The following is a 13,207-nucleotide window of genomic DNA, read 5'->3' on the forward strand; positions in this document are numbered from 1 at the left end:
AGTGCGGTCAAAAATTAGTGAGAATTTTAACCGCTCTTTTGTGTTTTACAAAATTTCTTTATTCTCGTGCAAGGGCGGTAATCGGATCTAATTGTGCTGCGCGTTTTGCCGGCATGTAACCGAAGATCACACCAATCAGGGTAGAGAAGACCACTGCTGCAACAATTGAGCCAGTTGAGAATGCCATCGTAAAGTCAGTCATAAATACGTTAAATAGCAGACCGATTAAACCCGAAAGCAGAATCCCCGTCACGCCACCAATTAAACAAATCAACACCGCTTCAATCAAAAATTGTTGCAGAATATTAAATTGTCTTGCTCCAATAGCCATTCGCACACCAATTTCTTTGGTTCGTTCTGTCACGGAAACCAACATAATATTCATTACACCAATCCCACCAACGATCAATGAAATAAAGGCGATAGAGGAAATGAGCAATTTCATCGTGCCTGTAGTGCTTTCAATAGTTTGTTTAATGGTATCGCTATTCATGATAAAGAAATCTTTTTTACCATGGCGCATGGTGAGCAATTCAGTAATTCCTTTTTCAGCGACAGTCGTATTCACGGAATCATCCACTTTAACGGTAATAGAACCAATCTTTTTACTGCCCGAAATACGATTCATCACGGTGGTGTAAGGCGCATAGAGATTAAGTGAACTGCTTGCCCCGCCCATTTGTTTATCGGATACCACGCCAATAATACGTAATGGACGTTTATTAAACATCACAATTTTGCCGATAGGATTTTCATCGGGGAAAATTGACTTTTTCGCACTTTCATCGATTAAGGCTACTTGGTTGTTATCAGCAACATCTTGAGCAGAAAATAAATTACCGGATTTTAGTTTTAAGCCATCGACATCAAAATATTGTTCGCCTACACCTTTTAAACTGGTCGAGGAGAACGTCTGGTTACCATAAATCAATGTGCCACTTGATGAGCTATTCGGCGTGACACTTTGTACATAACTTTGTTGATTCAAGGCTGTGGCATCATTAATTGTGAGATTCTGCATCTGTTCAGCACGACGATCACCAAAGCCAGTACCATTAAAGATAGTCATGGTACTTGTACCAATACCTTTGATATTCTCTAAGATTTTTTGCTGTGAACCATTTCCCAATGCCACGACAGAAACTACAGAGGTAATCCCGATAATAATCCCGAGCATGGTTAAAAGAGAACGCATTTTGTGGGCAATAATCGCACTCACAGACATACGAAAGGCTTCAACAAATTGATCTTTGCTGAACCCAAAGTGCGGTTTAGATTTGGTTGGATTTTCGACCGCACTTTTTACCGCTTCTTTTTGTGTATCGCCAATAATTTCGCCGTCTTTAATTTCAATCACGCGATTTGCACTGGCGGCAATTTCTCGGTCATGGGTTACCATAATAATGGTGTGGCCTTCGGCGTGTAATTGACGCAGAATTTCCATCACATTTTGACCGCTTTGCGAATCCAATGCGCCAGTGGGTTCATCGGCTAAAATAATTTCACCGCCATTCATCAACGCACGGGCAATACTCACACGTTGTTGCTGACCTCCAGAAAGCTGGCTTGGTTTATTTTGCCATTTATCACCTAAGCCCAATTTTTCTAAAAGTTGTTTTGCACGAGAAAGACGTTTTTCTTGCGACATCCCCGCATAAATTGCAGGCAAGGCGACGTTTTCTGCTGCGGTCAAGCTCGACAATAAGTTATAGCGTTGGAAAATAAAGCCGAATTTTTGGCTACGTAAATCTGACAGCTGATCTTTGCTTAATTCAATGGTTTCTTTGCCATTGATTTTGTAAGAGCCACTGGTTGCCGTATCCAAGCATCCAATGATATTCATCAAGGTTGATTTACCCGAACCGGATTGCCCAATAATCGCGACGAAATCGCCTTTTTCAATATTTAAAGAGACATTCTTTAAAATATGAACACGATTTTCGCCTTCACCGAAGTAACGGTTGAGATCCTTAATTTCAATAATATTCATTAATTTTCTACCGCACTTTTAGAACATTCTTGGACCACGAGGCATAGAGCCAACTTGTTCACCATTCGCGACTTGCGACACAATGACTTTTTCACCTTCGTTTAAACCCGATTTGATTTCAGTTTTGAAATCATTTTGAACGCCGATTTCAACTTCACGCGGTTCAGGTTGATTTTTATCATTCAATACATTCACAAAGCTTTTGCCATCACGTTTTTGAATAGCCATATTGGAAACTAATAAGACATCTTTTGCGTTGGCAATTTTGATATTGTTTTCTGTCGTCATTCCGATGCGTAAAATACGATCAGGGTTATCAATCAAAACATTGGCGTAATAGTAGATCGCACTGGTCGTTGAGCTGCTTGAGCTACTTAAAGATGATGTTGAAGAGCTATCACTTGTCGTGGTATTGGCTGGATCAACAGAATCAATAACGGAGTGATATACGGTTTGGCTATCTGATAAAATAGTAAAGCTGACTTTTTGACCTGCTTTGACTTTGGTAATATCACCTTCCGAAATCTCAGGTTTAATTTTCATTTTGCTTAAATCGGCAATAGTTACAATCGTTGGCGTCGTTTGGTTGGCATTAACGGTTTGACCTTCTGAAACAGGCACAGAAATAACGGTACCGTCCATTGGAGCGGTGATTTTGGTATAGCTCACATTGGTTTCAGCGGTATTCACTTCAATTTCAGCTTGTTTGATATTGGCTTCAACAGCTTCCATTTCGGCTTTCGCATTATCAAGGGTGCTTTTAGCTGTATTCAGACTATCTAAAGATGTCGCTTTTTGTGTATAAAGTTTTGATAAGCGGTTATAGCTTGAAAGGGCTACATCATAAGCGGTTCTCTTCGCTTTTAATTGCGCTTGATAGCTAACCAATGCCGCCTTTTTGGTATTTAAGGTATTAATTTGGGTTGTAGAATCAATATCTGCGATCATTTCGCCTTTTTTGATTTCTTGTCCTAATTTGACATAGAGTTTGGTAATTTTACCCGAAGCTTGGGCACCAACATCAACTTCATTTACGCTTTCAACCGAACCAGAGGCAACAACTGTTTTTTCCACATTGCCACGTGTAACCGATTCAGTCAGATAGGTGGTTTCTTGCTTGCTATTGCTTGAGAAAAAATAATAAGCTGCGCCAGCAGCAATGAGTAATCCAAGTAAAATAAAAAAGCGTTTTTTCATAAAGACTTTGTCATCCCAAATAAAAAAATGAACGTTTGTTCAGTGAAGGTGTATTCTAAAGGCAAACTTTTCAGTTTGCACGAAAAATCTTCAAGTTAGACCTAAAAATCCTCAAAAATTCAGTATTAATTTAATGAAAGTGCGGTTAGTTTTGGGATCAAATTCACAACGCCAGACTTTTCGTATAGAATGGAGAAATTATTTTCAATTTATTGAGAAATTTATGAGCAATACAGAACACACTCTAGAAAATGCGGAAAATACCCGCACACACAATTTCATTACTCAAATTATTGATGAAGATTTAGCTTCGGGTAAACACAAAAGTGTTCATACTCGCTTCCCGCCTGAGCCAAATGGCTATTTGCATATTGGCCACGCAAAATCGATTTGCTTAAACTTTGGGTTAGCAAAAGAATATAACGGTTTATGTAACCTACGTTTTGACGATACCAATCCGGTGAAAGAAGACGTGGAATATGTGGATTCCATTAAAGCCGATGTAGAATGGTTAGGCTTTAAATGGGAAGGCGAACCGCGTTATGCGTCTGATTATTTCGATGAACTTTATGGCTATGCCATTGAGTTAATCGAAAAAGGTTTAGCGTATGTGGATGAACTTTCTCCAGATGAAATGCGTGAGTATCGCGGTACATTAACTGAGCCTGGTAAAAACAGTCCATATCGTGATCGTAGTGTCGAAGAAAACTTAGCGTTATTTGAAAGAATGAAAAATGGCGAATTTGCTGAAGGTACATTAAGTCTTCGTGCAAAAATCGACATGGCTTCACCATTTATGGTCATGCGTGATCCCGTGCTTTATCGTATTAAATTTGCGAGCCATCACCAAACCGGTGACAAATGGTGTATTTACCCAATGTACGACTTCACTCACTGTATCTCTGATGCGATTGAGCGTATTACACACTCTCTATGTACATTAGAATTCCAAGACAACCGTCGTTTATATGACTGGGTGCTGGAAAATATTAGTATTGAACGTCCATTGCCGCATCAATATGAATTCTCTCGTTTAAATTTAGAAGGCACATTAACATCTAAACGTAAATTATTGAAATTAGTGAATGATGGCATTGTGGATGGTTGGAACGATCCGCGTATGCCAACGATTTCAGGTTTACGTCGTCGCGGTTATACACCGGCTTCATTACGTGAGTTCTGTCGCCGTATCGGTGTGACGAAACAAGATAACGTAGTAGAGTATTCTGCACTTGAAGCCTGTATTCGTGAAGATTTAAATGAAAATGCACCGCGCGCAATGGCGGTGATTGATCCTGTTCGCGTAGTGATTGAAAACTTTGAAGGTGAAGAAACCTTAACGGCACCAAATCACCCGAATCGTCCTGAATTAGGTGAACGCCAATTACCGTTTACGAAAGAGCTTTATATTGATCGTGCAGACTTCCGTGAAGAAGCAAACAAACAATATAAACGCTTAGTATTAGGTAAAGAAGTGCGTTTACGTAACGCCTACGTGATTAAAGCTGAACGTGTCGAAAAAGATGCAAATGGTGAAATTACCACGATCTTCTGTACTTACGATCCTGAAACCTTAGGTAAAAATCCGGCTGATGGTCGTAAAGTGAAAGGGGTAATTCACTGGGTATCTGCAGTACATAATCACCCAGCGGAGTTCCGTTTATACGAGCGTCTTTTCACTGTACCAAATCCAGGTGCAGCAGAAGAAATCGAAAGCGTGTTAAATCCAACCTCTTTAGTGGTGAAACACGGTTTTGTAGAACAAAGCCTTGCAAATGCAGAACCAGAAAAAGGTTACCAATTTGAACGCGAAGGTTATTTCTGTGCGGATAACAAAGACAGCCGTCCAGAGCACTTAGTGTTTAACTTAACGGTAAGCCTAAAAGAAGGCTTCTAATTCTAAACAACAAAGTGCGGTCAAAAATCACGTAAATTTTGACCGCACTTTTTTATTTGTTTCACTATGCAATTTGAATCTCATTTTTGGCAAAAAAAATCGCTCCTTGAAATGACGGAACCCGAATGGGAAGCTTTATGTGATGGCTGCGGAAAATGCTGTTATCGAAAATACATTCAAGGGCGAGGCAAGCGTGAAAAACTTTATTACACACGCATTGCTTGCAATCTCTTAGATGTGGAAACAGGGAAGTGTCGTAATTATCCTGAGCGTTTTAAAATCGAAAGTGATTGCACCAAATTAACCAAAAATAATTTGCCTGATTTTGGATGGTTGCCGAATACCTGTGCTTATCGCTTATTGTATGAGGGAAAACCTTTGCCAGAATGGCATCCCTTAATCAGTGGCGATCCTAATTCAGTGAAAAATGCAGGCATTTTAATTCCAGATGGCGTGCATGAAGAAGATGTCATTGATTGGTTTGAATTTGTCATTGAAACTGAATAATTTAAATTTCGTTGTTTTTTTATTCTCTTCAAACTTTGTTTTTTGATTTAGGTCACAATTTGCAAGATTGGCAATTGTATTTCAATTGTGCTTACTTATAATACTTAATAAGTATTATATAGATGTATCATTCGTTGTATGCAAATGTCCTTATCACTTAAGCAATCTGCTAAAAAACTTGGCATTTCGTTTTCCCATTATGATATTGATGGGCATTTGGTTGATGCATCGCCAACCCGTATTGATTATTTTATCGAGCAGTTGCAATTTCCGCCGAATATTGGACAAAATCAGCCGTTCCAAAATGTTATATGTGCCTTTGAAAATGAACCTATTCATGATGATTTAATCGCGTTTTCTTCTCCTCCTGATGCTTCTTTGCGTTATCAATTGCTTGACGAGCAAAACCAAATTCAGTTTGAAAAAACAACTCCATATTCAACCGCACTTTTATTGCCTGCTTTGTCTTTTATCTATTATCGTTTAATGCATTTTGTCGCTCAACAAACGAGAAAATACTATCGTTTGTAAATTAATTAAGCTTGAAAGCATAAAGGAGTATGTAATGACGAAATTAGTCGCCCAATCAGTAATTAATTCATTTTTTGATGGCAAACATGCCGATCCTTTTGCAGTATTAGGCATGCATGAAACTCACAATGGTATTGAGATTCGTGCTTTATTACCCGATGCAGATAAAGTCGAAGTGATTGATAAAGAAAATCAATCTATCGTTGTCGAATTAGAAAAAGTGGATGACCGCGGATTTTTTACTGCGATTGTGCCGGATATTCATCATTTCTTTGCCTACCAATTAAAAGTGTACTGGGGCGCAGAAGCCCAAATTATTGAAGATCCGTACCGTTTCCATCCGATGATTAATGACTTGGACAAATGGCTATTAGCGGAAGGTTCGTTATTGCGCCCTTATGAAATATTAGGTGCACATTTTACTGAATGTGACAGTGTCCCGGGTGTAAATTTCCGTGTATGGGCGCCAAATGCTAAACGCGTTTCGTTGGTCGGTGATTTTAACTATTGGGACGGTCGCCGTCATCCAATGCGTTTCCATCCAGCAAGTGGTGTGTGGGAATTATTCTTACCAAAAGCTAGCCTTGGTCAACGCTATAAATTTGAATTAATTGATTGCTATGGCAACCTTCGTTTAAAAGCCGACCCTTATGCATTTAGCTCTGAATTACGTCCGGATACTGCGTCAGAAATCAGCATGTTGCCAGATGTGGTAGAAATGACAGAGGAGCGTCGTAAGGCGAACCAACGTAACCAACCTATTTCTATCTACGAAGTACATTTGGGCTCATGGCGCCGTAATTTAGAAAATAATTTCTGGCTTGATTACGATCAAATTGCCGATGAGCTTATTCCTTATGTAAAACACATGGGCTTTACTCATATTGAGTTTTTACCAATTTCTGAATTCCCATTTGATGGCTCTTGGGGCTATCAACCGATCGGTTTGTATTCTCCAACTAGCCGTTTTGGTACACCTGAAGGCTTTAAACGCTTAGTCGAAAAAGCACACAAAGCAGGGATTAATGTGATTTTAGACTGGGTACCAGGACATTTCCCAAGTGATACTCATGGTTTGGTAGCATTTGATGGTACAGCCTTATATGAGCATGCAGATCCTCGAGAAGGTTATCATCAAGACTGGAATACTTTGATTTATAACTATGGCCGTAATGAAGTGAAAAACTTCTTATCCAGTAATGCATTGTATTGGTTAGAACGCTTTGGTGTGGATGGTATACGTGTGGATGCGGTAGCGTCAATGATTTATCGCGATTACAGCCGTGCTGAAGGGGAATGGATCCCGAATCAATATGGCGGTCGTGAAAACTTAGAAGCTATTGAGTTCTTAAAACATACCAACTGGAAAATCCATTCAGAAATGACCGGTGCTATTTCTATTGCGGAAGAATCCACTTCTTTCGGTGGCGTAACCCATCCGACAGAAAATGGCGGGCTTGGATTTAATTTCAAATGGAACATGGGCTGGATGAACGACACCCTAAGTTATATGCAACTTGATCCAGTTTATCGTCGTTATCATCATGACAAAATGACCTTCGGGATGATTTATCAATACAGTGAAAACTTTGTATTGCCACTTTCTCACGATGAAGTGGTACACGGCAAATGCTCGTTACTCGGCAAAATGCCGGGCGATGCATGGCAAAAATTCGCTAACTTGCGTGCTTACTACGGTTATATGTGGGGCTATCCAGGCAAGAAATTGTTATTCATGGGAAATGAATTTGCTCAAGGTCGTGAATGGAATTATGAAGAAAGTTTGGATTGGTTCTTACTTGACGAAAATCATGGTGGTCCATGGCATAAAGGCGTATTGCAATTAGTTAAAGATTTGAACGGCGTTTATCAAAACAATGCACCGCTCTTTGAATTAGACGGCGAACCTGAAGGGTTTGATTGGTTAGTCGTAGATGACGCTGAAAATTCAGTCTTTGCTTTTGAACGTAAAAGCAGTAATGGCGAACGTATTATCGTGATCAGTAACTTCACACCTGTGCCACGTGAAGGTTACCGTATCGGTGTGAATGCAGCGGGTGAATACGAAGAAATTTTGAATACTGACTCAATGTATTATCAAGGTTCAAACGTAGGTAACTTTGGCTTAGTAGAAAGCGAAGAGATTGCAAGTCACGGGCGTGACAATTCGATTAGCGTGACCATTCCGCCATTAGCAACGATCTATTTAAAATATAAAGCATAACAATAGCGAAGAACACGATGTTTAGTATTTATAACAATGGCAAACCTTCCCCAATGGGATATTCGCAAACGCTGGAAAATGGACTAAAAATTTCGAATTTTGCACTTTTTTCTAGTGCGGCGGATGCTATTGAACTTTGCTTGTTCCGTGATGGCAAAGAAAGCCGTTTTGCTATGAGCAGAACCAATGATATTTGGCATGTAGCAATTAAGGGCGTTGAGCTGAATGATGAGTATGCTTTTAGAATCACAGGCAAAAATGACCGCACTTTAGCCAATTCGCAAAAGTTAATGCTTGATCCTTATGCGAAAGCGGTCACTCATAAACCAGATTTAAGTTCACCAGAAGCCCGCTCAATTTTCTTGTTAAATGATGAACGAGATAATGCATCAGTTGCGCCTAAAGGTCGTGTTGTGGATGAGCGTTTTGATTGGTCAGGGGATTGTAAGCCGTCTATTCCTTGGGCTCAAACCATTGTGTATGAACTGAATGTTAAAGGATTTAGCCAATTAAACTCACGTATTCCAGAAAATATTCGGGGGACTTATGCGGCTTTAGCACACTCTGAAAATATTGCTTATTTTAAATCATTGGGTATTACCAGCCTTGAATTGCTTCCAGTGAATTTCTTCATTGATGAACCACATTTGCAAGAAAAAGGATTACGTAATTATTGGGGCTACAACCCATTAGCCATGTTTGCTTTAGAACCGAGCTACGCAGCTGATCAAAAACAGCCTTTGAACGAGTTTAAGAGCATGGTGAAAGCCTTGCATCAAGCGGGCATTGAAGTGATTTTAGATGTCGTATTTAACCATACGGCTGAATCTGAAAAAACGTTCCCAACATTTTGTCAGCGTGGTATTGATGACAAAACCTATTACTGGCAAAACGAGCATGGTGATTATATTAACTGGACAGGCTGCGGCAACATGCTCAATCTTGCCAATGATGTCACTCGAAAATGGATATTAGATTGCTTACGTTATTGGGTGACAGAATGTCATGTAGATGGTTTCCGTTTTGATTTAGCCACAGTGCTTGGTCGTGAAACACCTGATTTTAATCCAAATGCACAATTGTTTGCAGAAATGGAACAGGATGACGTTCTACAACAAATTAAATTAATTGCAGAGCCTTGGGATATTGGTCATTACGGCTACCAAGTCGGATATTTCCCCGCTTATTTCTCTCAATGGAATGATCGTTTCCGTGATGATATGTGTCGTTTTTGGTTATGGCAAAGTGGTGAAGTGGGCGCCTTTGCAGAGCGTTTTGCTGGCTCTAGCGATATTTTTAAACGAGAAGGACGCTTACCGTATGGTAGCTTGAACTTTATTACTGCCCATGATGGTTTTACGTTGCGAGATTTAGTGAGCTATAACCATAAACATAATGAAGCTAACGGTGAAGAGAACCGTGATGGACGGAATGAAAACTATAGCTACAATCATGGAATTGAAGGTTCTCAACTGGATTTAGCAGATGAATGGCAAAGTGCGGTTGAAAATAACCGTGTTTTATCAGAAAAAGGCTTATTAGGCTCTTTATTACTGGCAAATGGTGTACCTATGCTGCTTGCCGGAGATGAGTTCGGCAACAGCCAATATGGCAATAACAATGCTTATTGCCAAGATAACGAAATTACGTGGTTAAAGTGGGATGATTTTAACCAAACCTTATTTGACTTCACCAAGCAAACCATTGCATTACGAAAAAAAATTCAAAGTTTGCAGCAGGACGCTTGGTGGTCGGATGAAAATGTCGCGTGGTTGAATTGTGGTGGAAGCCCGATGACCCTAGACGATTGGCATAATCGGGAAAGAAAAGCCTTACAAGTGATGTTGGATGGTCGCTACCTTTTCTTAATTAATGCAAAAACTGAAGCGCAATCTTTTTATTTGCCAAAGGGGAAATGGAAAAAGATTGCCGAAACTGAAAATAGCATGATTCAACAATGTGATGTGAGCGGTATAGCATTTGAAGTGTTGGAACATATGGATGATGAAAACTATGGAGTGTGTTATGAAAAGTGATCTTAATAAATATGAATTAGTTAAAGATACTTTAGTGCTTATTTTGGCTGGTGGTCGTGGTTCCCGTTTACATGAATTAACAGATAAACGTGCTAAGCCTGCGTTATATTTTGGCGGTAATCGTCGCATTATTGATTTTGCGCTTTCCAACTGTATAAACTCAGGCTTGAATCGTATTGGCGTCGTAACCCAGTATGCCGCTCACTCTTTATTACGCCATTTACAAACAGGTTGGTCATTCTTACCACAAGAGCGTGGTGAATTCGTTGATATGCTACCTGCTCGTCAACAAATTGATGATTCTACATGGTACCGTGGTACAGCGGATGCGGTATATCAAAATATGGCGATTATCCGTAATCACTATCGTCCCAAATACATTTTGATTCTTGCAGGTGACCATATTTATAAACAAGATTACAGTGTCATGTTGATGGATCACGTGAGAAGTGGAGCAAAATGTACAGTAGGTTGTATTGAAGTACCACGTTCTGAAGCGAGTGAATTTGGTGTGATGGCAGTAAACGAAAATCTTAAAGTTAAAGCCTTCGTTGAGAAACCAAAAGATCCACCAGCGATGGTTGGTAAACCAGACATTTCATTAGCATCAATGGGGATTTATGTCTTTGATGCAGAGTATCTCTATAAAATGCTTGATAGAGAAGTGAATACACCTTGCACATCTCATGACTTTGGTAAAGATGTCTTGCCAAAATGCTTGGAAGAAGGCGTGCTTTATGCACATCCATTCAGCCGTTCTTGCATGGGCAGAAATACTGAAGGTGAGATTTACTGGCGTGATGTGGGTACGCTTGATAGCTTCTGGCAATCTAATATCGATTTGGTTTCAGAAAATCCACAATTAGATATTTACGATCAAAGCTGGCCAATTCGTGGTAATCCAGTACAGGCTTATCCGTCTAAATTCTTCTATAAAAAAGCGAATGTCAAACCGGTAGATAACTCGCTTATCGGTGGTGGCTGTGTGATTACCGATGCATCTATTAGTAATTCTGTGTTGTTTGATAAAATCAAAATTGATGAAGACTCCTCTGTTGATCACTGCGTCGTGTTACCGCAAGTACACATTGGTAAAAATTGTACGTTGAAAGATTGTATTATTGATCGCCATTGTATTATTCCAGATGGTATGGAAATTGGTGTGGATAAAGCCCTAGATAGTAAACGTTTCCGTGTAAGTTCTACCGGCAAGGTTGTACTTGTTACATCAGCAATGTTGAAAAAATTGCAAGGCGAAGAAGTCACTAATGAAGAACATTTGGATTAAAGTGCGGTCAATTTTGACAGTATTTTTAATGAACTAAAAAGATTGTGCTGTTATCAATGACAGCACAATTTTAAGTATAAAAGGAAAATTATGAGAGTTTTACATGTTTGCTCGGAGCTATATCCCTTACTCAAAACCGGTGGACTTGCCGATGTTTTAGGGGCGTTACCTTTTGCACAAAAAGAAATTGGTATTGATACACGTATTTTGTTACCGGCTTATCCAAAAATTTCTGCGGGCATTGAGAACACGCATGTCGTCACAGAATTTGATAATTTTGCAGGTCATGTTGTGTTACGTTATGGCGAATACAATGGCGTGGGGATTTATTTGATTGATGCGCCACATCTCTATTGGCGAGAAGGAAATCCTTATCATGATACCGATTACAATGATTATGCTGATAACTATAAGCGTTTTGCTTTATTAGGCTGGGTGGGCGCAGAACTTGCGACAGGCTTAGACAGTTGGTGGCGAGCAGAAGTGGTTCATGCTCATGATTGGCATGCAGGTTTAGCGGCAGCTTATCTCTTCAATAAAGGTCGCCCTGCAAAATCAGTATTTACGATTCATAACTTGGCTTATCAAGGACAATTTGCTCATCGCCATTTGCATGAAATTGGATTACCAGAAGGCATGTTCCATGTTGATGGTTTAGAATTATTTGGCCAAATTTCGTATTTAAAAGCAGGGCTCTATTATTCTGATATGGTCACAGCAGTGAGCCCTACTTATGCAAAAGAAATTACCACACCAGACTTTGCTTATGGCTTGCAAGGCTTGTTAACAGGCTTACGTGAAGCCGGTAAGTTGGTGGGGATTTTAAATGGTGTGGATCAAGAAATTTGGCATCCAAGCTGTGATGCATATATTCAGCACCACTATAAATTGAAATCTATCGCAGGTAAGAAAAAAAATAAAGCCGATTTACAAGCTTATTTCAATTTACCACAACAGCCAGATGCACTCTTATTTGTGATGGTGACTCGCTTAACAGAACAAAAAGGCGTGGATTTACTGATTGCGACAGCGGATGAAATTGTTAAACAAGGTGGTCAATTAGCGATTCTTGGTTCCGGTGCTAAACATTTAGAAGAGGGAATTTGCCAATTAGCACAACGTTACCCAGAACATATTGCAGTAAAAATTGGCTATGATGAAGCACTTTCACATTTAATGGTTGCGGGCGGTGATGTCATTTTAGTTCCAAGCCGTTTTGAACCTTGTGGATTAACCCAATTATATGGCTTGCAATATGGCACATTGCCGCTTGTTCGAGCGACTGGGGGATTAGCGGATACAGTGACAAACAGTACAAGCGAAACCATTAAAGAGCGTACTGCAACAGGCTTTGTATTCCAAAAAGCTGAAGCAGATGATTTACGAAGTGCTATCCAACACGCCTTTGCGTTGTGGCAAAAACAACGTGTTTGGGCAATGGTTCGTAATAACGCCATGGCACAGGACTTTAGTTGGAAAAATGCCGCCGCTCAATATGAGCAGCTTTATTTAAGCATTTTAAACCAATAATTCAATG

Annotated in this window: 9 protein-coding genes; 7 read left to right on the top strand and 2 right to left on the bottom strand. The window is 39.7% G+C overall.

From position 1 onward, the window contains the following. Positions 1-58 precede the first annotated feature (58 nt). Positions 59-1,990 carry a MacB family efflux pump subunit gene (locus DPV85_RS04145; protein ID WP_111327160.1) on the bottom strand — a complete coding sequence of 644 codons (1,932 nt, stop codon included), beginning with the start codon at positions 1,988-1,990 and terminating at the stop codon, positions 59-61. Positions 1,991-2,008: 18 nt separating this feature from the next. Continuing rightward, on the bottom strand, positions 2,009-3,187 hold the full coding sequence (locus DPV85_RS04150) for an efflux RND transporter periplasmic adaptor subunit (RefSeq protein ID WP_111327161.1): 1,179 nt from the start codon (positions 3,185-3,187) through the stop codon (positions 2,009-2,011). Between the two features lie 223 nt (positions 3,188-3,410). Here DPV85_RS04150 and glnS point away from each other — a divergent pair, with 223 nt between their 5' ends. The 7 genes from glnS (at position 3,411) to glgA (ending at position 13,200) form a co-directional block, all read left to right on the top strand. Beyond that, a complete protein-coding gene (gene glnS / locus DPV85_RS04155; protein ID WP_111327162.1) occupies positions 3,411-5,084 on the top strand; it encodes a glutamine--tRNA ligase in 1,674 nt (557 codons plus the stop codon). A 66-nt stretch (positions 5,085-5,150) separates the two neighbouring features. Further along, complete coding sequence (locus DPV85_RS04160) at positions 5,151-5,591, top strand: YcgN family cysteine cluster protein (RefSeq protein WP_165816473.1); 441 nt, start codon at positions 5,151-5,153, stop codon at positions 5,589-5,591. A gap of 144 nt (positions 5,592-5,735) precedes the next feature. Then, positions 5,736-6,122 carry a 4-alpha-glucanotransferase gene (locus tag DPV85_RS04165; protein ID WP_243584644.1) on the top strand — a complete coding sequence of 129 codons (387 nt, stop codon included), beginning with the start codon at positions 5,736-5,738 and terminating at the stop codon, positions 6,120-6,122. Positions 6,123-6,156: 34 nt separating this feature from the next. Then, positions 6,157-8,346 carry a 1,4-alpha-glucan branching protein GlgB gene (gene glgB, locus DPV85_RS04170; protein ID WP_111327165.1) on the top strand — a complete coding sequence of 730 codons (2,190 nt, stop codon included), beginning with the start codon at positions 6,157-6,159 and terminating at the stop codon, positions 8,344-8,346. Positions 8,347-8,363: 17 nt separating this feature from the next. Then, positions 8,364-10,382: a glycogen debranching protein GlgX gene (gene glgX, locus DPV85_RS04175; RefSeq protein ID WP_111327166.1), complete on the top strand. Its 2,019-nt coding sequence runs from the start codon at positions 8,364-8,366 to the stop codon at positions 10,380-10,382. Continuing rightward, complete coding sequence (gene glgC, locus DPV85_RS04180) at positions 10,372-11,670, top strand: glucose-1-phosphate adenylyltransferase (RefSeq protein WP_111315297.1); 1,299 nt, start codon at positions 10,372-10,374, stop codon at positions 11,668-11,670. Before glgX ends, glgC begins: the two co-directional genes overlap by 11 nt. A gap of 90 nt (positions 11,671-11,760) precedes the next feature. After that, on the top strand, positions 11,761-13,200 hold the full coding sequence (gene glgA / locus DPV85_RS04185; RefSeq protein WP_111327167.1) for a glycogen synthase GlgA: 1,440 nt from the start codon (positions 11,761-11,763) through the stop codon (positions 13,198-13,200). Positions 13,201-13,207: the final 7 nt, after the last annotated feature.

Origin of the sequence: Haemophilus parainfluenzae (assembly GCF_003252725.1) — a bacterium.
Taxonomy (GTDB): Bacteria; Pseudomonadota; Gammaproteobacteria; order Enterobacterales; family Pasteurellaceae; genus Haemophilus_D; species Haemophilus_D parainfluenzae_L.

Bases quoted from the DNA above. Each gene is read 5' to 3' on its own strand.
- DPV85_RS04145 (WP_111327160.1), bottom strand. From the start codon at position 1,990: ATGAATATTATTGAAATTAAGGATCTCAACCGTTACTTCGGTGAAGGC.
- DPV85_RS04150 (WP_111327161.1), bottom strand. From the start codon at position 3,187: ATGAAAAAACGCTTTTTTATTTTACTTGGATTACTCATTGCTGCTGGC.
- glnS (WP_111327162.1), top strand. From the start codon at position 3,411: ATGAGCAATACAGAACACACTCTAGAAAATGCGGAAAATACCCGCACA.
- DPV85_RS04160 (WP_165816473.1), top strand. From the start codon at position 5,151: ATGCAATTTGAATCTCATTTTTGGCAAAAAAAATCGCTCCTTGAAATG.
- DPV85_RS04165 (WP_243584644.1), top strand. From the start codon at position 5,736: ATGTCCTTATCACTTAAGCAATCTGCTAAAAAACTTGGCATTTCGTTT.
- glgB (WP_111327165.1), top strand. From the start codon at position 6,157: ATGACGAAATTAGTCGCCCAATCAGTAATTAATTCATTTTTTGATGGC.
- glgX (WP_111327166.1), top strand. From the start codon at position 8,364: ATGTTTAGTATTTATAACAATGGCAAACCTTCCCCAATGGGATATTCG.
- glgC (WP_111315297.1), top strand. From the start codon at position 10,372: ATGAAAAGTGATCTTAATAAATATGAATTAGTTAAAGATACTTTAGTG.
- glgA (WP_111327167.1), top strand. From the start codon at position 11,761: ATGAGAGTTTTACATGTTTGCTCGGAGCTATATCCCTTACTCAAAACC.